We start from the raw sequence: 26,356 nt of genomic DNA, 5'->3' as shown, positions 1-26,356 counted from the left end.
AAGGAAAATCATTGGGTCATCATGCGCAGGGGCCACATGACGATCTCGGGAAAGACCACCAGCAAAAACATCACGACGGTCTGGGCAATCATGAAAGGCATCACGCCTTTGATGGCCCCCGACATCGGAATGCGGGCAATGCTGCACACCACGTTGAGCACGGTGCCCACCGGCGGGGTGACCAAGCCAATGGCGTTGTTGATGATGAACAGCACGCCGAAATACACCGGATCGATCCCGGCCTGACGCACCACCGGCATCAACACAGGCGTCATGATCAGCACCGTGGGCGTGAAGTCGAGCGCAGTACCGATGATGAACACCATCACCATCAGGATAAAGGTCAACAGCATCTTGTTGTCCATGAAAGGCGCCACAAGATCGGCCACTTGCTGCGGGATACTGGCTGTGGTGATCAGCCAGGCAGACACACCGGCAGCGGCCACCAAGAACATCACAATGGCCGTCGTCTCAGCAGCGCGATAAAACAGATGGAACAGCTCCTTGTATTTGATCTCGCGGTACACAAACAAGCCCACGATCAGCGAATAGGCCGCAGCGATAACGGCCGCTTCGGTCGGTGTGAAGAAACCGATCTTCAGCCCACCGATGATGACCAAAGGCAAAGTCAGTGCCCACAAGGACTTGCGGGTTTCAGACCAACGCTCGTCCATGCTGCGCTTGGGCTCCACAGTGATCTTGTCGCGCTTGATGGACCAGCGCCAAGCGATCATGATCGCCACGCCCATCAGGATACCGGGCACGATGCCCGCGATGAACAACTTGGTGATGCTCACGCCACCCGCCACGCCAAAAATGATCATGCCGATCGACGGTGGAATCACAGGGGCGATGATGCCGCCACAAGCGATCAGGCCACATGAGCGGTTAACGTCATAGCCAGCCTTGCGCATCATGGGCACCAAGACCGAAGCCAGTGCAGCCGTGTCGGCCACGGCAGAGCCCGACAGCGACGCCATGATCACGGCGGCAGCCACCGCCACATAACCCAGGCCACCGGGAATATGCCCGATCCAGGCCATGGCCATGTTGATGATGCGGCGGGTCATGCCGCCTGCATTCATGAACTCACCGGCCAACATGAAGAAAGGCACAGCGAGCAAAGGGAAACTGTTGGAGCCGTCCCACATGTTCTGGATCACGATCTGCGGATCGGTCACCCCCATGTAGTACATCATCGCCAGACCGCAACCGATCAAGGAAAAAGCGATGGGCATGCCCAGCGCCATCAGACCCAGCAAGGAGCCAATGAAAACAAGAATGGTCATGGCTGCCTCTTACGCTTTCTGGCCGACTTGGGCCGCAATTTCATCCACTTCGGACATGCCCTCTTCCATCACGTCGGTCAGCTCTGATTCTTCGACCTGGCCCGTGAGCAAACGGTACAGATTGAACAAGCACATGATGCCGATAAAGGTACCGGTCAAATAGCTCACACCAAACACCCAGATCATGCTGATCTGGGCTACGGGCGAGGCATTGCCTTCCAGAATTTCGTGTTGCAACCAGGTGCCATACACGATGTAGCCACAGCACACGGCCATGATGAACTGACTGATGCCCCAGCAGACTTTTTTGCCCGTCACAGGCAAGAGCTGGGTGATCACATCCACCCCCAGATGAGCGTGCTTGCGCATGCCCACAATCGCCCCAATGAAGGTCATCCAGACAAAAGCAAAACGCGGAATTTCCTCCGACAAGTCAATGCCCGTGTTGAAGAAAATGCGCAACATCACGTTGCCAAACACCATCACCAGCATGACGGCGATGCAGATCACCATGACGGTTTCAAAAATTTTGAAAACGCCGTCGATGACGGGTTGGATTGCTTTGATCATGGAGTCCTCCTTGGGGCGATCAGGGATCAGGCTTTACTTGGCCGAACGGGCTTTTTCAATTTCGGCATAGAACTGCTTGACGAAGTCTTCACCGATGATGGGCGCAAACTTGGTCACAACCGATTTGACCTTGTCCTGAATGCGGGCCAACTCGGCCGCTGGCACAGGGCTCACAGTCACACCGGCTTTGGCAAACTTGCCGACCACATCCTTGTCACCTTCTTCAAGGTATTTGCGTTGCAGCAGACCGGCTTCGGTCGCGGCTTTTTGCACGCCCGCTTTGTCGGCCGCAGACAAGGTATCCCAGAACTTTTTCGATGCCACCAAAGCCACCGGGGTGTAGACGTGGTTGGTCAAGGAAATGAACTTCTGCACTTCCTGCATCTTGTTGGCGTACATGTGCACCAACGGGTTTTCTTGGCCGTCGAGGGCTTTGGTTTCCAGTGCGGGAAACACTTCAGAAAATGCCATGGGCACGGCATTGGCACCGATGGTTTTCCAGGTTTCCAGCGCCACCGGGTTGGCCATCACGCGCACCTTCAGGCCGCTCACATCTTCGAGTTTGGTCACAGGGCGCTTGCTGTTGGACAGGTTGCGAAAGCCCATGCCGGTCCAGGTCAGGCCCACCAAGCCACTGGGTTCGATTTTCTGGAAAATCGTTTTGGAAGAAGCACCGTCGAGCACGGCATAGACTTCTTTTTCATTGGCAAACATGAACGGCAAGTCCCAGATCTGCACTTCCTTGACTTTGGAAGACAGAGGAGCCAATGTGCCGATGTACAGCTCTTGCGTGCCCGCCTGTACGGCTTGCAACTGCTTCTCGTCACTGCCCAAAACGGCGTTGTGGAAGACCTGGATCTTCACGTCGTTGTTGGTGTATTTGGCGGCCAGTTCGGCGAACTTGTTCATGGCCATCGCTTGCGGATGGGTATCGGGCATGGCGTGGCCGATTTTGGCCTTGACCTCGGCAAAAGCCGCACCCGAGCAAAGGGCCAGACAAGCAGCCGCCAGCAACGTGGCGCGGCGCAGAGGGGAAGTTTTTGTGATCATCAGAAATGTCTCCGTCTTGGTGGTTGGAATGAATCAGCAGCTGTGGCCCAAGCGCTCACACTGCTGTGACTGAAAAATCAGGGTGTGTTCAAACTGCCATCCATCAGACGTGTCTGGGTCCAGGTGGTCACGCCGCTGTCGCAGGGGTAGCGGGCCGCTTGCACTTCGTCGATGTCCACGCCCAAGCCGGGCAAGTCGTTGGCATAGACATAGCCCTGACGGAACTCGGGCAAGCCCGGAAACACTTCAAGCAAGGCATCGCGTGGTCCCTTAAGCTCCTGGATCACGAAATTCGGTGGCTCGGTGCCCGACCACTCCTGCACGCCGAAGTTGCGCGATGCCAGATCGATGTGGATATTGGCCGCATGGGCCAGCGGTGACATGTCGCCCGGGCCATGCCAGGCGGTCCGCACGCCGTATTGCTCGGCAAACAATTGCAACTTGCGCGCCGGGGTGATGCCACCCACCTGGCTCAGGTGCACGCGGATGAAATCGATCAGCTGCTCGGCGATCAGGTTGCGCCATTCGAAGGGGTGGTTGAACAGCTCGCCCTGCGCCAGCGGGATGTTGGTCTTGTCCCGCAACTGGCGAATCCACTCGCCCTCTTCGAGCGGGATGGCGTCTTCCAGGAAGAACAAACCAAACGGCTCCAGGGCTTGCGCAAAGCGGATCGCATCGATGGGCTTGAGGCGTTCGTGCACGTCGTGGCACAGCTCCACATCAAAGCCCACGCGACTGCGGATGCCATCAAACATTTTGACGGTTTCGCGCATGTATTTGCGCGCATCCAGGTACACCCCATCCGGCGCATGGCTTGCAGCGTGGGCCGGTGCTGCGCCGTAGCCACCACCGCCATAACCACCGCTTTGGCAGCGGATGTGGGTGATGCCCTGCTCGCGGTACTTTTGGATGTTGTCGCACAGCTCGCTCAGGTCTTTGCCGTCGGCGTGTCGGTAGATCGGCACGCCTTGGCGCACCTTGCCGCCAAACAGCTGGTACAGCGGCATGTTGGCCAGCTTGCCCTTGATGTCCCACAAGGCCATGTCGATGCCCGAGATCGCGTTGTTCTCGATGGGGCCGTTGCGCCAGTAGGCGTTCTGGTGCATCAGCTGCCAGAGCTCTTCGATGGCGTGCACATCGCGCCCCACCACCAAAGGGCGCAGGTACTCTTCAATCAGGCACTTGACCGCCAGGTGGCGGTAGGCAAAGGTGCCGCAGCCCAGGCCATACAGGCCGGGCTGGTTGGTTTCGACTTTGACCACCAGTAGGTTGATGCCCTCGGGAGCGGTCAGGATGACTTTGACGTCGGTGATCAGGGTGCTCATGAAATCGGCCTGCGGTGAAATGCGTTGCAAAGAAATCAGAGCACCGACAACCAGCCGCCATCGACATAAATGATCTGGCCATTGACGTAGTTGGATGCGCCCGAGGCCAGGTAAATGGCGGTGCCCACGAGTTCATCGGGGCGGCCCCAGCGCTGTGCCGGGTTGCTGCTTTTGACCCAGGCGTCAAACGAAGGGTTGTTAACCAGTGCCTCGTTCATGTCGGTCAGGATGTAGCCCGGCCCAATCGAATTGGCCTGGATGTTGTGCTGCGCCCACTCGGCCGCCATGGCTTTGGACAGCATCTTGATGCCGCCTTTGGCCACCGTGTAGGGGGCCACCGTGGCGCGTGCGGCTTCGCTGGTCAGCGAGCCGATGTTGATGATCTTGCCGCCGGTGCCCCGGTCGATCATGCGGCGCGCTGCAGCACGCCCCACCAAAAAAGCCGCCGTGAGGTTGGTGTTAATGACGCGGTTCCAGTCTTCCAGAGAAACGTCCAGCATGGGCTGGCGGTGCTGGATGCCGGCGTTGTTGATCAAGATGTCGATGGCCAGGCCTGCGCGGTCGAACCCGGCAAAAGCGGCATCGACCGAAGCCGGATCGGCCACATCGAAGGCTGCGCCCTGCGCATCCAGGCCCTGCGCCTGGAGTTGGGCCACCGCCTCGTCGACCGCTGCCGTCTGACGGCTGTTGAGGATCACCTTGGCCCCGGACTCGGCCAGACCACGGGCCAGCGCCAGGCCAATGCCGCGGCTGGAGCCGGTCACCAGGGCCGTGCGGCCTTTCAGGTCAAACAATGCAGGTGATCTGGTCGATTTCATGCCCGCAAATGTATATGACGTATGACGTTTAAATACCTGTAGAAAACCCTTAGATCCTCAAGTGACATTCCTGATAGATACTTAGGGCAATTAATGACGATTGAAAAATCTTTAGTCATACCTTACCAGCGATCCATGAACCTGAAATCACCCGCCCCCCGAGCCACCTTTCAAGAGCAAGTCCTGGAGGCATTGGGGCGGGACATTTGCAGTGGAAAGATACGTCCCGGCCAATTGCTCCCCCCCGAACCCGAGTTATGCACCCGCTTTGGCTTCAGTCGCATCGTGATCCGCGAGGCCATCAAATCGCTGGCGGCCAAAGGCCTGATCGAAGTCACCCGTCGCGTGGGCACCTTGGTATTGGAGCCCACCCGCTGGAACCTGTTTGACCCAGACATCATCGGCTGGCGTGCGCAATCTGCGGTATTTGATCCGACCCTTTCGCGCGACCTGATGGAAATGCGCCGCATCATCGAACCCGCTGCTGTGCGATTGGCGGCATTGCGTGCCAGCGACGAAGACCGCCGCAACCTGCGCTCGGCCTACATGGCCATGGCACGCGCCGTGGCAGGCAAAGGGGACTACGTGAAAGCCGACTTGGCCTTTCACACCATCATCCTGTCGGCTTGCGGCAACCAGTTTGTGCGGCAAATGCAAGACGCCATGGCTGCGCTGCTGCGCGTCAGTTTTGACGTGATCACCACCAAACCCGGAGGGCCAGCACACTCACTGCCCCTGCACGAAGCGGTGTGTGAAGCGATTGAGCGCGGCGATGCAGACAGTGCAGAACGGGCAGTACTGATCCTGATCGACGGAGCCGAAGAAGACCTGCGCGAACTGGTACCTGCCCGAGCAGGCAAGCCGCGCAGCACGGCCCTGAACACCCACTGAAGACAACGCCAGGCGACACAGCAGCACGGCCCTGACCAAGCCACGTCATGAAAATCACCAAACTCACCACCTTTTTGGTACCACCACGCTGGTGTTTCCTCAAAATCGAAACCGACGAAGGCATCACCGGCTGGGGCGAGCCCGTGCTGGAAGGCCGCGCCCACACCGTAGCGGCTGCCGTAGAAGAACTCTCGGACTACCTGATCGGCAAAGACCCGCGTCACATCGAAGACCACTGGACAGTGATGTACCGGGGCGGTTTTTACCGGGGTGGCGGCGTGCACATGAGCGCCATTGCAGGCATTGATCAAGCACTGTGGGACATCAAAGGCAAAGCCTTAGGTGTCCCCGTGGCCGATCTGTTGGGTGGCCCAGTACGCGACCGCATCCGGGTGTACAGCTGGATTGGGGGCGATCGACCCAACGAAACGGCGGCGGCAGCCAAGGCTGCTGTAGAACGTGGCTTTACGGCCGTGAAAATGAACGGCACCGAAGAGTTGCAATATGTGGACACTTTCGACAAGGTGGACCGTTGCCTCCAAAACGTGGCGGCGGTGCGCGAGGCGGTCGGACCCAACGTGGGCATCGGCGTGGATTTTCATGGGCGCGTGCACAAGCCGATGGCCAAAGTTCTGGTCAAAGAACTCGAAGCCTACCGCCTGATGTTCATCGAAGAGCCTGTACTCAGCGAGCATTACGAAGCCCTCAAGGAAATCGCCCCACTGACCTCCACACCCATTGCATTGGGTGAGAGGCTTTATTCACGCTGGGATTTCAAACGGGTGCTGTCCGAAGGCTATGTGGACATCGTGCAGCCCGACCCATCGCACGCAGGCGGCATCACAGAAACACGCAAGATTGCCAGCATGGCCGAAGCCTATGACGTCGCATTGGCCTTGCACTGCCCATTGGGACCGATTGCGCTGGCGGCCAATTTGCAGCTCGACGCGGTTTGCTACAACGCGTTCATTCAAGAACAAAGCTTGGGCATTCATTACAACGGCTCAAACGATTTGCTCGATTACGTGACCAACAGGGAAGTCTTCGCCTACGAGGATGGCATGGTGGCCATTCCGAAAGGCCCTGGTCTGGGCATCGAAGTCAACGAAGACTATGTGCGTGAACGCGCATTACAAGGACACCGCTGGCGCAACCCTGTCTGGCGGCATGCCGATGGCAGTTTTGCCGAGTGGTGATTGACAGCTTGCACACAGCAATGACACCCTCTTACTTTCCACTCCAAAAACAAGACTGAGACAACACCATGAGTCAAAAAACTGGCGATCTGCCCCGCAAAAAACCCGAAGACCTGCGCAGCCAGCAATGGTTTGGCCGACAAGACCGCGATGGCTTTGCCTACCGCAGCTGGGTCAAAGGCAAAGGCGTGCCGCACGACCAGTTCGATGGTCGCCCCGTGATCGGCATTTGCAACACCTTCAGCGAACTCACGCCCTGCAACTCGCACTTTCGCACCCTGGCCGAGCAGGTCAAGATCGGCGTGTACGAGGCCGGTGGCTTTCCGCTCGAATTCCCGGTCATGTCACTCGGCGAAACCTTGCTGCGCCCCACCGCCATGCTCTACCGCAACCTGGCCAGCATGGACGTGGAAGAAAGCATCCGTGGCAACCCGATTGACGGCGTGGTGCTGCTGATGGGCTGCGACAAGACCACCCCGAGTTTGCTGATGGGCGCGTCCAGCGCGGGCTTACCCACCATTGGCGTCTCGGGCGGCCCCATGCTGAACGGCAAATGGCGCGGGCAAGAACTCGGCTCGGGCACTGGCGTGTGGAGCATGAGCGAGCAGGTGCGCGCTGGCACCCTGAAGCTGCAAGACTTCTTTGAAGCCGAGAGCTGCATGCACCGCAGCCACGGCCACTGCATGACCATGGGCACCGCCAGCACCATGGCCAGCATGGTCGAGGCCCTGGGCATTGGCCTGCCCGGCAACGCCGCTTACCCGGCCGTGGACGGCCGCCGCAATGTGCTGGCCCGCGAAGCCGGTCGTCGCATCGTCGAGATGGTTCACACCGACCAGACCATCAGCAAGGTGCTCACCCGTGAAGCCTTTGAAAACGCCATCCGCACATTGGCCGCCATTGGCGGCTCGACCAACGCGGTGATCCACCTGATCGCGATTGCCGGTCGCTTGGGTCTGAAGCTCACCGTGGACGATTTCGAGCGCCTGGGCAGCGAGCTGCCTTGCCTCTTGAATTTGCAACCGTCTGGTGAGCACCTGATGGAAGACTTCTGCTACGCCGGTGGTCTGCCGGTGGTGATGAAGGAGATCGAGCACCTGCTGCACAAAGACATCATCACGGTCACAGGCAAAAGCGTTTCAGACAACATCGCCGATGCCGTCAACTACGACCCGCGTGTCATCAAAACATTCGATGCCCCGTTCAAGGAAAAAGCAGGCATCGCCATCCTGCGTGGCAACCTGGCCCCGCGTGGCGCTGTCATCAAGCCCAGCGCTGCCACGCCTGCGCTGATGGTGCACACCGGGCGCGCCGTGGTGTTTGAAGACAGCACCGATTTCCACAAACGCATCGACGACGAGAGCCTGGACGTCGATGAAAATTGCATTTTGGTTCTGAAGAACTGCGGCCCCAAGGGCTACCCCGGCATGGCCGAAGTGGGCAACATGCCGCTGCCGCCCAAGGTGCTGCGCAAGGGCATCACCGACATGGTGCGCATCTCTGACGCCCGCATGAGCGGCACGGCCTATGGCACCGTGGTGCTGCACACCACGCCCGAAGCCGCTGCCGGTGGCCCGCTGGCCGTGGTGCAAAACGGCGACATGATTGAACTCAACGTGCCTGAGCGCAAGCTGCAGCTGCTCATCAGCGACGAAGAGCTGGCCAAACGCCTGGCGCAATGGACACAACCTGAACCCGCCATGCAGTCGGGTTACTGGAAGCTCTACATCGACCATGTCTTGCAAGCCGACGAAGGCGCCGACATGGACTTTCTGGTCGGCCAGCGCGGCGCGGCCGTGCCCAAAGACAACCACTGAGACAAGGAGCAAAAACATGCGAGTTTTGATCACCGGCGGTGCCGGATTTTTGGGCGCACGCCTGGCCCGCGAGATTTTGAAACGTGGCCAGCTCAACGGCCAAAGCGTGAGTGAGCTGGTCATTGCCGACTTGTTTCCTGCGCCCGCTGACTTGCTGGCCGACCCGCGCGTGAAAGGCCATGCAGGCCCCATGCTGGAACAAGGCGACTTGTTCAAGAGCGGCTTTGACGGGGTGTTCCATTTGGCGTCGGCCGTCTCGGGCGAGTGCGAGATGGACTTTGACCTGGGCCTGCGCTCCAACGTGGACAGCTCGCGCCTGCTGCTGGACAGCATCCGCGCATCCACAGAATCATCGGGCAAAGCCCCGCGCATGGTGTTTGCCAGCTCGGTGGCCGTGTTCGGACCGGACGCGGCCAACCCCATGCCCGCGCTGGTGACCGACACCAGCTTGCCCACGCCGCAAACGTCTTACGGCACGCACAAGCTGATGATCGAGTACATGGTGGCCGACTACACCCGCAAGGGCTATATCGATGGCCGCTCGGCCCGTCTGATGACCGTCGCAGTGCGCCCCGGCAAGCCCAACGGCGCAGCCTCGTCGTTTTTCAGCGGCATCATCCGTGAGCCTTTGGCGGGGACCGACACCACCTGCCCGGTGGATGCCAACGTCTCGCACCCCTTGTCGTCGCCGGGCACCACCATCCACGGTCTGATCACGGTATTTGAAGCCAGCCGTGAAGCCATCGGTGGCCGAATGGCACTGAACCTGCCTGGTCTCAATGTGACCGTGGGTCAGATGCTGGCCGCGCTTGAAAAAGTGGCAGGCTCGGCCGTGCGGGCACGGGTCAAGTTTGAACGCGACGAACGCATCGCGGGCATTGTGAACAACTGGGCCAAAGGCTGCACATTTGAACGCGCCCATGAGCTTGGCCTGAAAGCCGACGCCAGCTTCGAAGCCATCATTGAGCAGTACATCAAGGACTGCAAAACCCGCCCAGGCTACCCCGCCGAAGCATTGAATGGTTTGAAGTGACAACCACCTCCAAAACACGCGACATCGTCGCTCTGGGCGAAGCCATGGTCGAGTTCAACCAGACCAAAAACCAGCCTCATGACGAAGCGCCTCTTTACCTGCAAGGCTTTGGCGGCGACACCAGCAACGCCGCCATTGCCGCAGCCCGGGCTGGCGCCCGCGTGGCCTACCTGAGCCGCTTGGGCACAGACCGTTGGGGCGATCGTTTGATGGACCTGTGGCAGCGTGAAAACGTGGACACACAACCCGTGCTGCGCGAGCACCAAGCGCCCACAGGCATCTACTTTGTGAGCCATGACGCGCAGGGTCACCACTTCAGCTATGCCCGTGCCGGATCGGCCGCCAGCCGCATGCAACCGCAAGATGTGCTGCAGCACTGGGGCGAGGCCATTGCCCAAAGCCAATGGCTGCACTTGTCGGGCATTTCATTGGCCATTTCGGCATCGGCCTGCGACACGGCTTTTGCGGCCATGCAACATGCCCGTAGCGTGGGCACGCGTGTGGCACTCGACTCCAACTTGCGTTTGTCGCTGTGGCCACTGGCCCGTGCGCAAGCCTGCATCCGCCATGCCATCAGCCTGTGCGATCTTTTTTTGCCCAGCCTCGAAGACATCACAGCGCTCACAGGCCTGACCCAAGCGCAAGACATCATCCACTGGAGTCATGCCCAAGGCGCAGCGAAAGTCGTGCTGAAACTCGGGGCCGACGGCGCATTGGCCAGCGATGGCCAATCGCAACGCACCGTGCCGGGCCACACCGTGCAAGCGGTGGATGCCACCGGTGCAGGCGATTGTTTTGCAGGCAATTTGCTGGCACGCCTGGCCGCAGGCGACAAGCTCTGGGAAGCCACGGCCTATGCCAATGCGGCCGCGTCTTTGTCGGTGCAAGGTTACGGCGCAGTGGCACCTTTGCCACGACGTGATGCTGTGCTGAATGTGTTAACACCTCCAGCCACTGCAGCATGAACATGCGTCCTTTGATCGCCATCGACTGGGGCACCTCGTCGCTGCGCGGTGCAAGGCTGAGCGCCACCGGCCAGGTGCTGGAATCGCGCGAATTTGCACGCGGCATCTTGAGCGTGCCAACGGGCCAGTTTGAAGCCATTTTCAACGAACTCTTTGGTGACTGGATGCAAGCGCCCGATGCGCTGTGCTTGATCTCGGGCATGGCTGGCAGCCGCCAAGGCTGGCAAGAAGTGCCCTACTGCCCCTGCCCTGCTGGCTTTGCCGAACTGGGCCAGCACCTGCTGTGGTTGCAAGACCATCGCATCGCCCTGGTGCCGGGTCTGAGTTGCATGAACCCTGACGCGCTGAGCACGCCTGACGTGATGCGTGGCGAAGAAGTGCAGATTTTTGGTGCCCTGCAACTGGCCGGGCGCGACAGCGCCACGCTGGTGTTGCCCGGCACACACAGCAAATGGGCACAAGTGCAAAGCGGCCGAGTGACCCGCTTCAGCACCTTCATGACCGGCGAAATGTATGCGCTGCTGAGCCAGCACTCGATTTTGGGCAAGACCCTGGATTTGAGCGGGGCCTTCGACCAAACCACATTCTTGCAAGGTATCGACCAAAGCCAACAACCCGGCAGTGTGCTGAACAAGCTGTTTGCCGTACGCACGCTCGGGCTGTTTGACCGCATGCCTGCTGCGGCCTTGCCCAGCTACCTGTCGGGCCTGCTGATCGGCGAGGAACTGCGCACACAGCCCATGACCGACGCGCAGGGGCCGGTGATCCTGATCGGCAGCGACACCCTGACACTGCGCTACACCCTGGCCCTGCAACACCTGGGCATCGCCTGCCAAAGCCGCGGTGCAGAGGCCACTTGGGCGGGGCTGCATGCATTGGCCTCCAATTTGACAAACCAGCCATGACCCTGATCAACACCTCGCACGCCCCCCAACTGGCGCTGGCGCAAGCCATGGCCCAGTTGCCCCTGATCGCCATCTTGCGCGGCCTGACACCGGCCGAAGCAACCGCCATCGGCCAAGCGCTGGTGGACAGCGGCTTTGCCCTGATTGAAGTGCCCCTGAACTCACCCGAGCCCTTGCAAAGCATCGCAGCGCTCACACAGCTTTTTCCGAAAACCCTGATCGGTGCAGGCACCGTGTTGAACACACCGCAAGTGCAAGCGGTACACGATGCCGGTGGCCGCCTGGTTGTCTCGCCCAACTTCAACCCTGCGGTGGTGGCTCAGGCCTTGGCGCTGGGCATGGTGGTGCTGCCCGGCGTGGCCACACCCAGCGAAGCTTTTGCAGCATTGGATGCGGGTGCACACGGCCTCAAACTCTTCCCTGCCGAGATGATTTCACCGGCCACCGTCAAGGCCATGCGTGCCGTACTGCCCACAGAGGCTTCCTTGATGCCTGTAGGCGGCATCACCCCGGGCAACATGGCCGCTTACCGCACCGCCGGTGCCAGCGGGTTTGGTCTGGGTTCAGCCTTGTACGCGCCGGGACGCTCGGCTCACGAAGTGGCGCTGCAGGCACAGGCATTTGTGAAGGCCTTCAGAGCCTGACCCGGCAAGGCCCCACTCGCAGGAGTCAAGTGTTTTTGGAAGCTTGTTGTGGGAGCTTGCCTGCAAGCAATGGACGAGGTAGCCCTGTTGGTAAGAGCTTGCCTGCAAGCGATGAATGGCGGTCCACAAGCCGCTGATCGCCAGCAGGCTGGCTCCTACAGGAAGAAAACCGGTTGACCAGTGCGTACCTGCAAGCGTGAACCGACCTCAGGCCTTTTCGCCCAAACGCCCATCCCGAAAATCACCGAGGGCTTGGTAAATCTCTTCCTTGGTGTTCATGACAAATGGGCCGTACTGGACGATGGGCTCCTTGAGTGGCTTGCCTGACACCAAAATCAGCTTCGCATAGGCGCTGGCTTCGATCAGCACGCCATCGGCCTGCGCCATGTTCGCCAGAATGGCCATGCGCTGCACAGGCACGGCCTGGCCCCCAATACTGACTTCGCCACGGTACACATAGATGAAGGCGTTGTGGTCTGCAGGCAGCGTCTGCGCAAAGCGCGCACCCTGAGGCATGTGCACGTCCAGATAAACCGGCTGGGTGATCTCTCGGGTCACGGCACCTTGCACACCGTGGGTGGCACCCGCAATCACCGTGACTGCTACGCCTTCAGGCGTCTGAAACTGGGGCAACTGATCGTTCTGAAAATCCCGGTACCAAGGGGTGTTCATCTTTTCGGAGCTGTGCAGGTTCAGCCACAGCTGAAAGCCTTCCATCACGCCATCGTCTTGCTGCGGGATTTCGGAATGGATCACGCCCTTGCCAGCGGTCATCCACTGCACGCCGCCGTTTTGCAGCAGGCCTTCGTGGCCCGCGCTGTCACGGTGCAGCATGCGCCCGGCGATCATGTAGGTCACGGTTTCAAAGCCCCGGTGCGGGTGGTCAGGGAAGCCGGCAATGTAGTCATCGGGCTTGTCGCTGCCAAAGGCGTCCAGCATCAAAAAAGGATCGAGCCGCTGCTGCAGGGCTTGCGTGAGCACGCGGTTGAGCTTGACGCCTGCACCGTCGGAAGTGGCCTGGCCTGTCACCAGACGTTCGATGGTGCGGGAATGCTGAACCGCCTGGCTGCCGTTCATGGGGGTGTGAGATGTGGTCATGAGGGTGAGTTTACCGAGTTGACTCCAAGAAATGGTGTGTCAGCGCGCCAACTCAAGCACTCGGGTTGGCGTCACGCACAACCCGTTTGAGCGCATCGCTGGCATGGGTATTGAACAGACTTTTGTGCCAGCGTGAAAACGCACTCAGCTCAGAAAACCCCAGTAGCACGGCCACTTCGGACAAGTTTTGTGTACCGCGTTGCAAATAGCTGGCCAACAAATCTGTGCGCATGCTGTTGACCAGCGATTTGTAAGTCGTCCCTTCTGCAGCCAAGTGGTTGGCAATGGTGCGTCGGTCCACGCCCAGGTGTTGCGCAACGACCTCCACACGGCAGTGCCCACGCGGCAACAACAACACGATCAGTCGCCGAACCCGATCCGACATCTTGGCGTTGAGGCCCATGTCGCGCTCCAGCAACTGCTGTGAATATTTCGCCATGACAGGGTCGGCCGCCAAATTGGGGGCTGCCAGATCTCGGGCATTGCAGACGATCTCATTGAATTCCTGGCCAAAGGCGATGCGGCTGCCAAACACGCGCCGGTGCGCTTGTATGTCGTCAGGTGCCGGATGCCTGAAGGCCACCAGACGCGGTTCCCAGCGTTCGCCCAAAAAGATCTGCAGCACGCGGAATGTGCTGCACATGCCCATCTCGATGGCCTGGGGTGTGGGGGTGCCACCATCGAGCATGAGTTCTTCCCGGATGCTCAGGAGATCACCTGATTCGACCAGTGAAACCGACAGAGCCTCTGCATGGGTGTGCATGTAGGTCACCGAGGTTTCGAGTGCATGCCTGAGCGTGGGTTGGTCGCGCAGCATCAAACCCAATGGCCCCAGATTGGACAAGCGCCGCGAGGCGGCCATGCGCAGGCCAAAGCCCGGTTCGTGGGCTCGACGCGCGGCCAGTTCCAGAAGTTCTCCAACCGATGAAGCGGGCAGCCTGAAGTCGGGTTCGCTCAAACAGCGTGGCGACAAACCGACTTCCTTCACCAACGCCTGGGCATCCAGCCCGCATTCACGGGCGACTTGCTCGAAATTGGTCAGCGTGGCGGCACGCAAAAAAGCGGTCATAGGGACTTTCACGAGTTTCCCGAAATGTCAAACTAAATTCCCGTTTTGTCAATCTAAAAAAATCCCTTGTCTTGAAAATGGCGTTCCCGGTGTCTGGATAAGCCGCACCGATATCGACAAATCATGCACATGAGCTGGGTTCAGACGCATGTGTTCTTGGGAACCGAAATGACGGATTACTTGGTGCTGTTCAATCGATGGGCGTTGCTTGCGTTTGTGTTGTGCACGATGACAGGCGTGGGTTTGCTGTTGCAGCTGGGTCAGATTTTTCAAGTGCTGCGTGAACGTCGCCAGTTGGGGCTGACACTGCTGGCCAACTTTGTGGTGCTGCCCAGCCTGGCTTGGTGGGTGTGTCGTCGCCTGGATCTGGATGTGTCGATACAGGCGGCCATATTGCTCGCGACCACAGCACCCGGCTGTCCAACGCTGCTGCGCCTCAATGCGGCAGCACGCGGGGACCAGGCGCTGGCTGTCAGTCAGTATGTGTTGCTCTCAGTGCTGACAGTGGCTTTTCAGCCTTTGGTGCTGCCGTGGGTGTTGCAAGGTGTAGAGGTCAGCTCCATCGATATCGTTCGCAGTCTGGGATTGACGGTGTTGGTGCCTCTTGTCCTGGGCTTGTCGGTGCGTGCGCGCTGGCCGATATTTGCGGAGCGGGCCAGACGGGTGATCGACAAAGTCGGATCGCTCAGTGCCTTGCTGGTCTTGATTTTGTTCCCGGTGCTGTATTTCGACGCCATGCTGAACGTACTGCGGCAAGGCGCACTGACGGCCTTGTTGCTGTACATGCCCTTGGCGCTCGGTGTGGGGTGGTTGTTCGGGTCTGCCTCAACACCGTCTTACCGTCGCGTGCTGACGCTGTGTTGTGGCCAAGGCAATATGGGGATTGCTTTTGTCAGCGCGGCTGCCAATTTCAAGGACCCAACGGTGGGCATCACGCTGATCGTCATGTTGTTTCTGACCTTGTTGCCCTTGGTCCCCATGGCGCTGTTTTTTGGGCGCAGCGCGGCGATGGCAGACAGAGTGACTGAGGCAGTCCAACGCTAACGACATAGCCCGCTGTTGCCGCCATGATCTGACGGCGGATAGGGACTTCTACCAATTTCCCGAAATGTCAAACAAATTTCCCGTTTAGTCAAAGAAAAAAAACCACTTGTCTTGAAAATTGCGCTCATGGTGTCCCGAAGAAAGACACCCATTTCACCGACCACCGAGGAGCCCCTTATGAAAGTCATTCCACTCACCTGCGCTTTGGGTGCCGAGATCCAGGGCGTCAATTTGGCTGAGGCTGGCCGCAATGCCGACATGGCGGGCGAAGTCAAAGCCCTTTTGTTGAAGCACAAGGTGTTGTTCTCGCGTGACCAGGACATGACCGATGCCGAGCATGCGGCTTTTGCACGCATCTTTGGCGAACTTGAAAGCCATCCACTGGCCTCCAGCACCGATACAGAGCCCGGCATCATCAACATCTGGAAATCACCAGAAAGTCCCCCTGAGCGCTATGAAAACGCTTGGCACCACGATGCGACTTGGCGCGAATTGCCGCCCATGGGCGCTGTGCTGCGTTGCCTCGAATGCCCACCCGTCGGTGGCGACACCATGTGGGCCAACATGGAACTGGCTTATGACCGTCTGCCTGATCACATCAAGGAAACCATTGAGGGTTTGAAGGCACGCCACAGCATGGAGGCGACCTTCATGGCGGCCAAGTCTGCCGAAGACAGACTGGCGATGAAAGCGCGCTTCCCTGACCCCGAGCACCCTGTTGTGCGCACCCACCCTGAAACAGGCAATAAGAGCCTGCTCACGGGCGGCTTCATGACGCATTTCACCAATTACCACACCGCACGCAATGTGCGCTTTGGTCAGGACTGGCAGCCTGGTGCTTCGGCCTTGCTCAGCTACCTGATCAGCCAGACCTTCATTCCCGAGTACCAGATGCGTTGGCGCTGGAGCCCGGGTTCAATCGCCATCTGGGACAACCGCTGCACACAGCATTACGCCGTGATGGATTACCCACCGTGTGTGCGGCGCATGAACCGCGCCACCATCAAGGGCGAGCGCCCGTTTTAAGGAGAACATCATGGAACGCGAATTGGGTTTAGACCTCGAATTACGTCACGAATGGGCCAATCTGGGTGATGTGCGCTTGCACTACGTCACCGGAGGTCAGGGGCCGACCATCGTGCTGCTGCATGGCTGGCCCCAAACCTGGTACATGTGGCGCGATGTGCTGCCGGGTCTGATGCAACGCTACCGCGTGATCGCGGTCGACATGCGTGGCCTGGGTGACTCGTCACGACCCGCTACGGGCTACGACACACGCACTGTGGCACAAGACATCTGGCGCCTGATGACCGAGGTGCTGGACGAACGGTGCTTCCACGTGGTGGCCCACGATTGGGGTGGCCCGGTGGCCTATGCACTGGCCGCCTTGCACCGCCAGGCCGTGATGTCGATGGCCATTTTTGATGCGCCTGTGCCAGGTGATGGCTCAGCGCTAACGGCCATGGGCCGCTGGCACTTTGGCTTCCACGCTGAAAGTGACCTGCCCGAGGCCCTGATCGAGGGTCGCGAAGACATTTACCTGCGCCACATGTTCAGCAAAGCCGGTGCCCGGCCCGATGCGATTTCGGAAGAAGCCCAGCGCGAATACATCCGGGCCTACTCGCAGCCCGGTGCGATGCGCGCTGGTTTCAACTACTACCGCGAAATGCCCCGCAATGCGCGGGACAACAAGGCCTTCATTGCACAAGGCAAGCTGCAAATGCCCATTCTGGTGTACGGCGGCGGCAACAAGATCGTGGGTCGCTCCATGTATGCGGTGGATTCCTGGCAACGCGTCGCCTCCGATGTGCGCGGTGGTGTAGCGGAAGGCTGCGGCCACTGGATTCCGGAAGAGCGTCCCGCCTGGGTGGTCGAGCGTCTGATGGAATTCTTCACCGACGTCGATGCAGGCCGTGCAGCTGCGGCCAATGCCCCTCGGCCTGCACTGGCAAAAACCGTCTCTGCCGCTTCCAAAAATTTACCCGCCCCCACCACTCAAAAGGCCAACGCCATGTTCCACGAAACCATTGACACTGCGCTGATCGACGTTGAAGCGCTTCCCTGGATGCCGTTTTCGCCTTACAGCGAAGAGATCTTCCTCAAACTCATCAAAGTGGACCCCATTCGCGGCGAATGGACCACGCTGTTGAAGTTGCCTCCCTATACCGAACTGCCGATGCACCACCATTCCGGTACCGTGATGGTGTGGACAGTGACGGGAAGCTGGCGCTACAAAGAACACAACTGGATCGCCAACGCTGGCAGCTTTGTGTTCGAAACCGCCGCTTCACGCCACACGCCTGTCACCGTGGGCGATGAAGAGGTCATCACACTCAACATCATTCAGGGTGACTGGAATGTGATGTCTCCCGAAGGTGCGGTGCTGGCCATTGAAAACTGGAAGTCCATGGTCGACCGTTACGTCAATTTCTGCAAAGCTCAGGGCCTTGAAGCGATCGATGTGACCAGCTTCAGCGCGTGAAGCACAGATCACGCACCGATCCACCATCAGAATCAAGACCCTTCATTTCAACTCACAACAAGGAGACAGACATGCCCTATACCTTCAACGTTCGTCGTCACTGGTTAAAAGCGGCTGGCGCTACCGCACTGCTGCTGGCCGGATGGTCCGTGCAAGCTCAAAACTATCCAGACAAAACGGTTCGGATTGTCGTGGGTGCACCTGCTGGTGGTGCATCCGATGTGACAGCTCGCATGCTGGCGGAAAAGATGTCCCCCCTGTTGGGCCAAACCGTCATCATCGACAACAAACCGGGTGCGGGTGGTTTGCTGGGCATTCAGGAATTGTTGAAGTCACCGCGAGATGGCTACACCCTGATGGTGAACATCAGCGGCGTGGTCTCTGAAGTGCCACATGCCATCAAGGCCCCCTTCGATCCATTGAAGGTCTTGATGCCTGTGGCTGAAATGGCCCGAGGCGGTCTTGTCCTGGTCACCAACACACAGACGGGCGCCCAGGATTTGGATGGTTTCATCAAGTATGTCAAGGCCAACAAGGGCAAAACCAGTTTTGCCTCTTACAGCGCAGGCACCGTGTCTCACACCCTGGGACTGGAGCTGAACAAGGCCGCTGGTTTGGACATGGTGCACGCAGGCTACAAAGGCTCGCCGCCTGCCTTGCAAGACCTGATTGGTGGCAGTGTTCAGTCACTGTTCGATGGTGCTGGCAACGTCTTGCCGCACGTCAAATCGGGCCGGCTAAAAGCACTGGCGGTCTCTTCACCACAGCGCATGAGCTTGTTTCCTGATGCGCCCACATTTGCCGAATTGGGCTACAAGGATTTGACAGAGGTCGTATCCATCATGTTGTTCACCACGCCCGATGTGCCTGCTCCCATACAAGCCAAAGTGCGCGAAGCGGCCATGAAGGCACTGCAGGACACCAAACTGCGCGAATCATTCAATACACTGGGCATGGCCATGGGCACGTCTGCAACACCTGAAGAATTGCTGGCGGGTCTTCGTTCTGCTTCTGACAAGCAGGCGGCAAGGCTCAAGGCCATCGGTTTCAAGATCGAGTAATCGCATTCTGAGCCCGCCTTGAAAACCATTTGTTGAACAAGGCATGACGGCGATGCACGGCTGGCCTGGGTCACGGTGCGACACATGGCCAGCGAAAGTGACAGCGAAACGCAAGCACAGAGGCATCCACTCTTACCTGGATTTGCAGTGGTGCCTGGTGCGCTGGCGGGTTTGGTCTATGGATTGATAAAAGCCTGAACACCCAACGCCCGCAAGCGTTCATGCGCAGCCCCGTCCCCATCGGGCGGCAGCTGGTGCTTGGCTTGCAGATAGTGGTGGGTGTACACATCCAGATAAGCCTGCAGGGTGTGTGCCGCATGGGCTTCGCCCGCCAGGTCCAGGCACAGCGACGCGACCTCACTGGTGCAAAAGTGGTCATCACGCCGCGAACGGCGCAGCTTGTAACGCGAGACCTGTTCAGGGTGCAAGCTCAGCACCGGCAAGGCGTTCAGATAGGGGCTTTTGCGGAACATCTTGCGGGCCTCGGGCCAGGTCGCGTCCAGCAGGATGAACAAGGGCCGTTTGCCGGATGGCGCAAGCTGCACGTCGTTCACCACCCGTTCGGGTTCAACAAACTCCCCCGGAAACACCACATACGGCTGCCACTGCGGATCGGCCAGCAGCGCCAGCAAGGCCGGGTCGACCTCGGTGCGCGCCCAGCCAAACGCAAAGGTGTCGGGCACCACGTCGGCAATCAGCCAGCCGGTGTTGCTGGGTTTGAGCGGCTCAATGTCGGCCATCAGCAAACACATGCCTGCCCGGGTAGGCACCACAGGCCGCACAGCGCACATGCAATGGCTGGGCACCAGGCGGCAACCGGGGCAGCGCTCGCCTTTGATGCCCCCACGGGCCAAAAAGGGTTTGGCGCTGCGGGCCAGGCGCTCGGTGCGCAAGCGCGAAACGGCGTGGGGTGCTTTGTCCAGTTCAGGCATCAAACCGCCGTGGCCATGCGCAAACGCCTGGCCGCTTCTTCGTCGCGGGCATCGTCAATTTCGCGCAGCACGGCCTGCATGTCCACATCGGCCGTCGAACGCTCGAAGCGGCCGGTGAGTGGTGTCTCATTGCTCAGCAAACCCGCTTGGTACAGGCTCCAGATTTCGGGGCCGTACTCGGTCTTCAAAAGCTCGGGCGCGAACTGTCCAAAAAAATCCCGCAGGTTGCCCACATCGCGCAGCAGCATGCGCTGGGCGTGGTTGTTGCCCGCAGCGTCTACGGCTTGAGGCAGGTCGATGATGACGGGCTCGTCCACACCCTCAGAGCCCTCTTCGCCAGGCAGGTGCGCCAACAAAATGTTGAACTCCGACAAATCGCCATGCACCACACCCGCGCACAGCATGCACACGACCTCAGCAATCAAGGTGGCATGGTGTTGCAGGGCTTGCTCGGGGGTGAAGGCCACATCGTTCAGGCGCGGGGCGGCATCACCCTGCGCGTCGGTCACCAGCTCCATGAGCAACACGCCATCAAAAAAGTTGAAGGGCTTGGGCACCCGCACGCCAGCAGCCGCCAGACGGTACAGCGCATCCACCTCGGCGCTTTGCCAGGCGGCTTCTTGCTCTTGCCTGCCAAACTTGCTGCCCTTGGCCATGGCACGGGCCGAGCGCGAGTTTTTGACCTTGCGGTTTTCGGTGTAGTCCACCGCTTGCCGGAAGCTGCGGTGGGTGGCTTCTTTGTAAATCTTGGCGCAGCAGGTTTCGTCACCGCAGCGCACCACGAACACCATGGCTTCTTTGCCGCTCATGAGCTGGCGCACCACGGTGTCGATCAAACCCTCTTCAACGAGGATCTGAAGTCTGGGGGGTGCCTTCATCCAGGGCGGTGCAAGGCGCAAAGTTTGTTGCCGTCCGGGTCACGCAAATAGGCTAGGTACAGCTTGCCCGCCGGGGTTTCACGGAAACCGGGTGGGTCTTCGCAGGTGGTGCCGCCGTTGGCCACGCCTGCTGCGTGAAAGGCATCACCCTGCTCTGCCGACAGCACGGTGAAACCAATGGTGCTGCCGTTGCCGTGGCAGGCCGGTTCGCCATTGATGGGCGTGGTGATGGCGAAGGTGCCCGTGGGGCTGCGGTAGAAATAACGGTTTTTGTTGGCCACGCCAGGACCGTGGCCCAGTGTGCCGAGCACGGCGTCGTAAAACTTTTTAGAGACCTCAAGGTCATTCACACCCAACATCACATGACTGAACATGGCTTTCTCCGTTAGAACCCGGGATCGGGCGAATTGAATCTGGGCAATGGTACTTGAAGCGCCAGGCGATGAACTGCTCCTTCCGAGGCATCGAGTCGCCAAGGTGGTTGCCTTTTGGCGCAGCCATGCTGCAAGCTCTGCGCTGGATCAACCCTTCAGCATGTCCCACGGCAGCAAGGCCCTGAAACCTCTTTTTTCGGATAAGACTGTGAACACACCCACCCATCTGCTCGACACCTGGCTGGCGCAAGAGCAAGAAATACGAACCCGTCTCGATGCAGGTGCCGGCCCGGGCGTGGCCCGGCCCGATCAAATTGCTGGCAAAACAGGCCTGGAAGTCATGCAGGGCCTGCTCAGCGGCGAACTGCCTTATGCCAGCATCGCCAAAACCCTCGACTTTGTGCTGATCGAAGTCAGTCCGGGGCAGGCGATTTTTCAGGGCACGCCCGGCCTGCAACACATGAACCCGCTGGGCACGGTGCACGGCGGCTGGTTTGCCACCTTGCTCGACTCGGCGCTGGGCTGCGCCGTGCACACGATGATGCCGCCCGGGCGCGGCTACACCACGGCCGATCTGAGCGTGAAGCTGGTCAAGGCCCTGACCCCCAAAGTGCAGCGCGTGCGCGCCATTGGCCAGGTGGTGCACTGCGGTCGCCAGTTGGCCACTGCCGAAGCGCGCTTGGTCGGGCCGGACGGCACGCTTTACGCCCATGCCAGCACCGCCTGCCTGGTTTTTGACATGCCTGCACAATCGAAATCATGAGACTTCTTCACACCATGCTGCGCGTTGGCAACCTTCAACGCTCGATCGACTTTTACACCCAGGTGCTGGGCATGCAACTGCTGCGCACTTCGGACAACCCCGAGTACAAATACTCGCTGGCCTTTCTGGGCTACGGCAGTAACCCCGAGCATGCCGAGCTGGAGCTGACCTACAACTGGGGCGTGGAAAGCTACGACCTGGGCACGGCTTATGGCCACATCGCCCTGGGCGTGCCCGATGCGTATGCAGCATGCGAGAAGATCAAAGCTGCAGGCGGCAAGGTCACGCGCGAGCCCGGCCCCGTCAAGGGCGGCACCACGGTCATCGCCTTCGTGACCGACCCCGATGGCTACAAGGTCGAGCTGATTCAGCGGGCCGAGTTTGCGGGTGGGCAGGGCTTGCGCTGAGTCCTGCACTGCTTTTCATGTAGGAGCCAGCCCTGCTGGCGATTCAAACGCTTGTGGTCTGCCATGAATCGTTTGCAGGCAAGCTCCTACAAAAACCCCATGCTCGTAGGTCGGCGGCTTTAGCCCCGACACAAGTGTTCGTTGCTCGCAACCATTTGTCGGACCTGAAGGTCCGACCTACAAATCAGCGCGGCAATTGGCTGGCTTCGCGCGCCAGTGCTTCGATGCGCGCCCAGTCGCCTTGGGCCAGGGCGTCTGCAGGCACCAGCCACGAACCGCCCACGCAGGCCACGTTGGGCAGGCTCAGCAGCTCGTTGGCGTTGTTCTGCGTCACGCCACCCGTGGGGCAAAACTTCACATCAAAGAACGGGCCGCTCCAGGCCTTGAGCATGGCGGGGCCGCCCGCCTGCATGGCCGGGAAGAACTTGAGTTCGGTGTAGCCGTCTTCTTGCGCCATCATGATTTCGCTGCCGGTGGCCACACCGGGCAAGAGCGACAAACCGTGATCGCGGCAAGCCTGGCCCACCGCACGGGTGTAGCCGGGGCTGACGGCAAACTGCGCGCCCGCTTTGGCGGCGGCGGCGGCATCGGCCGGGCTGCGCACGGTGCCTGCACCGACCACAGCGCCGGGCACTTCTTTGGCAATGGCTTCCATGCAGGCCAGCGCCTGCGGTGTGCGCAGGGTGACTTCGAGCATGCGGATGCCGCCCGCCACCAGGGCGCGGGCCATGGGCACGGCGTGGGCCACATCATTGAGCACGATCACGGGGATCACGGGGGCGTCCTGCATCACTTGCAGGGCAGAGAAATTTACAGCCATGTGCAGGCTCCTTCTTCGGCTTTGAGCGCGTTGCGGCGCATGTTGGCAAACAGTTCACGGCCCATGCCCACGCCATTGGCGGCACGCAGCTCAGCGGGCATTTGGGACAGTGGGCGGGCCGCCCATTCGGTCTCGCTCACCAGCACTTGCAGGGTACCCGCCACGCCATCGAGGCGAATCAGGTCACCGTCTTGCACCTTGGCCAGCGGGCCACCGGCAGCGGCTTCGGGTGAGACATGGATGGCCGCAGGCACTTTGCCCGAGGCACCGCTCATGCGGCCATCGGTGACCAGCGCCACCTTGAAGCCCTTGCCTTGCAGCACGGCCAGCGGGGGCGTGAGTTTGTGCAGCTCGGGCATGCCGTTGGCTTGCGGGCCTTGCCAGCGCACCACGCACACAATGTCGCGGTCCAGCTCACCGGCCTTGAAGGCCGCATGCAACTCGTCTTGCGAGCTGAACACGCGGGCCGGAGCTTCGATGGTGTGCAGCGCTTGCGGCACCGCAGAAATCTTGATCACACTGCGGCCCAGGTTGCCTTGCAGCAGTTTCAGGCCGCCCGTGGCGCTGAACGGGCTGCTGGCCGGACGCACCACAGTGTCGTCTTTGCTGGCACCGGCGTCGTGCCAGACCAGCTGGCCGTCTTGTGCAGAGGGGATGCGGGTGAATTCACGCAGGCCACCCGGACGCACGGTGAGCACATCAGCGTGCATCAGGCCAGCGTCGAGCAGTTCACGGATCACGTAACCCGGGCCACCAGCGGCCTGGAACTGGTTCACATCGGCACTGCCGTTGGGGTAGACGCGGGTCAGCAGCGGCACCACATCCGACAGGGCCGAGAAATCGTCCCAGTCGATCACGATGCCTGCGGCACGCGCCACAGCCACCCAGTGGATCAGGTGGTTGGTCGAGCCGCCCGTGGCCAGCAGGGCCACCATGGCGTTGACGATGCAGCGCTCATCCACCAAACGGCCGATCGGCGTAAAATTTTTGGCCTTGACCAAGTCCAGCACCGTGCGGGCGGCTTCGCGGGTCAATTCCTGGCGCACGCCTTCGGCCGGGTTGATGAAGGCGGTGCCCGGCACATGCAAGCCCATGGCTTCGAGCAACATCTGGTTGCTGTTGGCGGTGCCGTAAAAAGTGCAGGTGCCTTCGCCGTGGTAGGCCGCAGATTCGGCCGCCAGCAGCTCGGGGCGGCCCACCTGGCCCACCGCCGCTTGTTCGCGCACTTTGGATTTTTCGCTGTTGGACAAGCCGCTGGTCATCGGGCCGGCAGGCACAAACACCGTGGGCAAGTGGCCAAACTGCAAGGCACCGATCAACAGGCCTGGCACGATCTTGTCGCACACGCCCAGCATCAGGGCGGCGTCAAATACATCGTGGCTGAGCGACACCGCGGTGGCCATGGCGATCACGTCGCGGCTGAACAGGCTCAGCTCCATGCCGGGCGTACCCTGGGTTACGCCATCGCACATGGCGGGCACGCCACCGGCCACCTGCGCGGTGGCACCCTGCTTACGGGCTTCGTCTTTGATCAGGTCAGGGTAATGCTGCAAAGGCGCGTGCGCTGACAGCAGGTCGTTGTAGGCGTTGACGATGCCGATGTTGGGCGCACGCGGGGCCACCACCTTGATTTTGTCGAGCGCGGTGGCGCGGCTTTTGTCGCCCTCGGGCATGGCCGCAAAGGCGTGGGCCACGTTGGCACAGCCCAGACGCTGCGCGCCGGGGTCTTTGCTGGCTGCGGCGTCCAGTTGCTGCAAATAAGCCTGGCGGGTCGGGCGACTGCGCTCGGCGATGCGGGCGGTGACGGCGGCCAAAATCGGATGAAGTGTCATGTCCTTGCGCCCTGGTCAGGCGTGGTAACTAAATTACATGACCGATGGTAACCGCGTTCCCCCGTTTTGGTGCGTTTGACGAGTTACAGAAGGGGTACAACTCGCCATGGACGGCTTGGAGGCGTAAAAAAACCCGCCTAGGCGGGTTTTTGCAAGAGCCAGTGACGTATCACTTGGCGGCAGATGCCTCGACTGCGGCAGGCGCTGCAGGTGCGTCGGCGGCTGGTGCAGAGGCTTCGGCTGCGGGCGCTGTGACCGCGGCTGGCACTGCAGGCACTGCTTTTTTGCTTTTGGCAATGCCAAAGCCAATCGCCAGGCCGACGGCCAGCACGATCACGGCCACCAAAACGGCCCAAACTACGGGTTGATTGTCATCTTGAGGGGTCGACATGTGTGTTTTCTCCGAAAATAGTGGCGAGATTGTAATGGGGCCTTGTTGCACATGACTGACAGCTTCACCCAAGCAGAAACCCACCCATCGTCCGAAACCGAGGCCACGGCATTTCAAGCGGACTTGCTGGAACGCTTTCGCGCCCAATGCGCGATGGGCCAGGACTTGTGGGTCTTTGGCTACGCCTCGCTGTTGTGGCGTCCCGAATTTGAAGCCGTGGCGCAACACACCACCAAGGTCTGGGGCTGGCACCGCGCTCTGAAAATGTGGAGCCGGCTGAACCGGGGCAGCCCGCAATGCCCCGGGCTGGTGTTTGCCCTGCTGCCCGGCGGCAGCTGCCAAGGGGTGGTCTACCGCATCGCCAAAGACCAGGCCGACGAGGTGCTGACCCGGCTTTGGGCCCGGGAAATGCCCATGGACGTCTACACGCCCAGTTGGCTGACCTGCCCAACACCCAGCGGCCCTGTCAAAGCGCTGGCCTTCACCCTGCCCCGCAGCAGCCCCAGCTTCACGGGTGATTTGCCCGCCGACACTTACCGACAAATCTTCCGGCAAGCCAGCGGACGCTTTGGCACCACGCTGGACTATGCCTTGCAAACCTACCGCAGTCTGCAAGCGCACGGCATCGAAGACCGTGCCTTGGCCAACTTGCTGCGCCATGCCGACTGACCTGGCGCAATGCTGCACTCAACACGCTGCCTA

At 60.3% G+C, this 26,356-nt stretch carries 27 protein-coding genes; 14 read left to right on the top strand and 13 right to left on the bottom strand.

Translation table 11 applies throughout. The annotated features are described in order from the left end of the window. Positions 1–8 precede the first annotated feature (8 nt). The 5 genes from ACZ5VE_RS04325 to ACZ5VE_RS04305 form a co-directional block, all read right to left on the bottom strand. On the bottom strand, positions 9–1,289 hold the full coding sequence (locus ACZ5VE_RS04325) for a TRAP transporter large permease (protein ID WP_464456821.1): 1,281 nt from the start codon (positions 1,287–1,289) through the stop codon (positions 9–11). 9 nt (positions 1,290–1,298) lie between these two features. Beyond that, a complete protein-coding gene (locus ACZ5VE_RS04320) occupies positions 1,299–1,859 on the bottom strand; it encodes a TRAP transporter small permease (protein WP_464456820.1) in 561 nt (186 codons plus the stop codon). Positions 1,860–1,892: 33 nt separating this feature from the next. After that, positions 1,893–2,909 (bottom strand): TRAP transporter substrate-binding protein, encoded by a 1,017-nt coding sequence (locus ACZ5VE_RS04315; RefSeq protein WP_464456819.1) that lies wholly within the window; start codon positions 2,907–2,909, stop codon positions 1,893–1,895. Positions 2,910–2,986: 77 nt separating this feature from the next. Beyond that, positions 2,987–4,234, bottom strand: coding sequence for an enolase C-terminal domain-like protein (locus tag ACZ5VE_RS04310; RefSeq protein WP_464456818.1), 1,248 nt, complete (start codon positions 4,232–4,234; stop codon positions 2,987–2,989). Between the two features lie 35 nt (positions 4,235–4,269). Further along, the gene (locus tag ACZ5VE_RS04305) at positions 4,270–5,052 is read right to left on the bottom strand and encodes an SDR family oxidoreductase (RefSeq protein WP_464456817.1); all 783 of its coding nucleotides are present in this window, start codon (positions 5,050–5,052) and stop codon (positions 4,270–4,272) included. Positions 5,053–5,187: 135 nt separating this feature from the next. Here ACZ5VE_RS04305 and ACZ5VE_RS04300 point away from each other — a divergent pair, with 135 nt between their 5' ends. The 7 genes from ACZ5VE_RS04300 (at position 5,188) to ACZ5VE_RS04270 (ending at position 12,503) form a co-directional block, all read left to right on the top strand. Next, entirely contained in the window at positions 5,188–5,943 is a 756-nt protein-coding gene (locus tag ACZ5VE_RS04300; protein ID WP_464456816.1) for a FadR/GntR family transcriptional regulator, read from the top strand. Positions 5,944–5,990: 47 nt separating this feature from the next. After that, on the top strand, positions 5,991–7,139 hold the full coding sequence (gene dgoD, locus ACZ5VE_RS04295) for a galactonate dehydratase (RefSeq protein WP_464456815.1): 1,149 nt from the start codon (positions 5,991–5,993) through the stop codon (positions 7,137–7,139). A gap of 68 nt (positions 7,140–7,207) precedes the next feature. Then, on the top strand, positions 7,208–8,956 hold the full coding sequence (locus ACZ5VE_RS04290) for an IlvD/Edd family dehydratase (protein WP_464456814.1): 1,749 nt from the start codon (positions 7,208–7,210) through the stop codon (positions 8,954–8,956). Between the two features lie 16 nt (positions 8,957–8,972). Continuing rightward, entirely contained in the window at positions 8,973–9,989 is a 1,017-nt protein-coding gene (gene denD, locus ACZ5VE_RS04285) for a D-erythronate dehydrogenase (RefSeq protein ID WP_464456813.1), read from the top strand. Then, a complete protein-coding gene (locus ACZ5VE_RS04280) occupies positions 9,986–10,954 on the top strand; it encodes a sugar kinase (protein WP_464456812.1) in 969 nt (322 codons plus the stop codon). Before denD ends, ACZ5VE_RS04280 begins: the two co-directional genes overlap by 4 nt. A 2-nt stretch (positions 10,955–10,956) precedes the next feature. After that, entirely contained in the window at positions 10,957–11,859 is a 903-nt protein-coding gene (locus ACZ5VE_RS04275; RefSeq protein ID WP_464456811.1) for a 2-dehydro-3-deoxygalactonokinase, read from the top strand. After that, positions 11,856–12,503, top strand: a complete 648-nt coding sequence (locus tag ACZ5VE_RS04270) for a 2-dehydro-3-deoxy-6-phosphogalactonate aldolase (RefSeq protein ID WP_464456810.1) — start codon at positions 11,856–11,858, stop codon at positions 12,501–12,503. The genes ACZ5VE_RS04275 and ACZ5VE_RS04270 overlap by 4 nt, the downstream gene beginning before the upstream one ends. A gap of 207 nt (positions 12,504–12,710) precedes the next feature. Here ACZ5VE_RS04270 and ACZ5VE_RS04265 read toward each other — a convergent pair whose 3' ends face one another. Both ACZ5VE_RS04265 and ACZ5VE_RS04260 read right to left on the bottom strand, forming a co-directional pair. Further along, a complete protein-coding gene (locus ACZ5VE_RS04265) occupies positions 12,711–13,601 on the bottom strand; it encodes a pirin family protein (RefSeq protein ID WP_464456809.1) in 891 nt (296 codons plus the stop codon). Positions 13,602–13,653: 52 nt separating this feature from the next. Beyond that, positions 13,654–14,670 (bottom strand): AraC family transcriptional regulator, encoded by a 1,017-nt coding sequence (locus ACZ5VE_RS04260; RefSeq protein ID WP_464456808.1) that lies wholly within the window; start codon positions 14,668–14,670, stop codon positions 13,654–13,656. A 129-nt stretch (positions 14,671–14,799) separates the two neighbouring features. Here ACZ5VE_RS04260 and ACZ5VE_RS04255 point away from each other — a divergent pair, with 129 nt between their 5' ends. From ACZ5VE_RS04255 to ACZ5VE_RS04240, 4 genes are all read left to right on the top strand, one after another. Further along, the gene (locus ACZ5VE_RS04255) at positions 14,800–15,714 is read left to right on the top strand and encodes a bile acid:sodium symporter family protein (RefSeq protein WP_464456807.1); all 915 of its coding nucleotides are present in this window, start codon (positions 14,800–14,802) and stop codon (positions 15,712–15,714) included. 177 nt (positions 15,715–15,891) lie between these two features. Further along, a complete protein-coding gene (locus ACZ5VE_RS04250; protein WP_464456806.1) occupies positions 15,892–16,740 on the top strand; it encodes a TauD/TfdA dioxygenase family protein in 849 nt (282 codons plus the stop codon). A gap of 10 nt (positions 16,741–16,750) precedes the next feature. After that, positions 16,751–18,196 (top strand): alpha/beta fold hydrolase, encoded by a 1,446-nt coding sequence (locus ACZ5VE_RS04245; RefSeq protein WP_464456805.1) that lies wholly within the window; start codon positions 16,751–16,753, stop codon positions 18,194–18,196. Between the two features lie 71 nt (positions 18,197–18,267). After that, a complete protein-coding gene (locus ACZ5VE_RS04240; protein WP_464456804.1) occupies positions 18,268–19,257 on the top strand; it encodes a Bug family tripartite tricarboxylate transporter substrate binding protein in 990 nt (329 codons plus the stop codon). Positions 19,258–19,433: 176 nt separating this feature from the next. On the opposite strand, the gene ACZ5VE_RS04235 is transcribed toward ACZ5VE_RS04240, so the two are convergent. The 3 genes from ACZ5VE_RS04235 to ACZ5VE_RS04225 are packed head-to-tail and all read right to left on the bottom strand — an operon-like array spanning position 19,434 to position 21,441. Continuing rightward, positions 19,434–20,189 carry a tRNA-uridine aminocarboxypropyltransferase gene (locus ACZ5VE_RS04235; RefSeq protein WP_464456803.1) on the bottom strand — a complete coding sequence of 252 codons (756 nt, stop codon included), beginning with the start codon at positions 20,187–20,189 and terminating at the stop codon, positions 19,434–19,436. Further along, positions 20,189–21,067, bottom strand: a complete 879-nt coding sequence (locus tag ACZ5VE_RS04230) for a PA4780 family RIO1-like protein kinase (RefSeq protein WP_464456802.1) — start codon at positions 21,065–21,067, stop codon at positions 20,189–20,191. Before ACZ5VE_RS04230 ends, ACZ5VE_RS04235 begins: the two co-directional genes overlap by 1 nt. Continuing rightward, on the bottom strand, positions 21,064–21,441 hold the full coding sequence (locus tag ACZ5VE_RS04225) for a VOC family protein (RefSeq protein ID WP_464456801.1): 378 nt from the start codon (positions 21,439–21,441) through the stop codon (positions 21,064–21,066). The genes ACZ5VE_RS04230 and ACZ5VE_RS04225 overlap by 4 nt, the downstream gene beginning before the upstream one ends. A 208-nt stretch (positions 21,442–21,649) precedes the next feature. Here ACZ5VE_RS04225 and ACZ5VE_RS04220 point away from each other — a divergent pair, with 208 nt between their 5' ends. After that, positions 21,650–22,204 carry a PaaI family thioesterase gene (locus ACZ5VE_RS04220; RefSeq protein ID WP_464456800.1) on the top strand — a complete coding sequence of 185 codons (555 nt, stop codon included), beginning with the start codon at positions 21,650–21,652 and terminating at the stop codon, positions 22,202–22,204. After that, positions 22,201–22,611, top strand: coding sequence for a lactoylglutathione lyase (gene gloA, locus ACZ5VE_RS04215; RefSeq protein ID WP_464456799.1), 411 nt, complete (start codon positions 22,201–22,203; stop codon positions 22,609–22,611). Before ACZ5VE_RS04220 ends, gloA begins: the two co-directional genes overlap by 4 nt. Positions 22,612–22,795: 184 nt before the next feature. Here gloA and eda read toward each other — a convergent pair whose 3' ends face one another. From eda to ACZ5VE_RS04200, 3 genes are all read right to left on the bottom strand, one after another. Continuing rightward, positions 22,796–23,431, bottom strand: coding sequence for a bifunctional 4-hydroxy-2-oxoglutarate aldolase/2-dehydro-3-deoxy-phosphogluconate aldolase (eda, locus tag ACZ5VE_RS04210; protein ID WP_464456798.1), 636 nt, complete (start codon positions 23,429–23,431; stop codon positions 22,796–22,798). Then, positions 23,422–25,263, bottom strand: coding sequence for a phosphogluconate dehydratase (gene edd / locus ACZ5VE_RS04205; protein WP_464456797.1), 1,842 nt, complete (start codon positions 25,261–25,263; stop codon positions 23,422–23,424). The genes eda and edd overlap by 10 nt, the downstream gene beginning before the upstream one ends. 169 nt (positions 25,264–25,432) lie before the next feature. After that, positions 25,433–25,654, bottom strand: a complete 222-nt coding sequence (locus ACZ5VE_RS04200; protein WP_464456796.1) for a hypothetical protein — start codon at positions 25,652–25,654, stop codon at positions 25,433–25,435. Between the two features lie 51 nt (positions 25,655–25,705). On the opposite strand from ACZ5VE_RS04200, the gene ACZ5VE_RS04195 reads away from it, so the two are divergent. Beyond that, positions 25,706–26,323 carry a gamma-glutamylcyclotransferase gene (locus ACZ5VE_RS04195; RefSeq protein ID WP_464456795.1) on the top strand — a complete coding sequence of 206 codons (618 nt, stop codon included), beginning with the start codon at positions 25,706–25,708 and terminating at the stop codon, positions 26,321–26,323. Positions 26,324–26,356: the final 33 nt, after the last annotated feature.

This window comes from Limnohabitans sp. INBF003, assembly GCF_055396645.1.
This window is presented reverse-complemented; position numbering and strand designations above follow the sequence as displayed.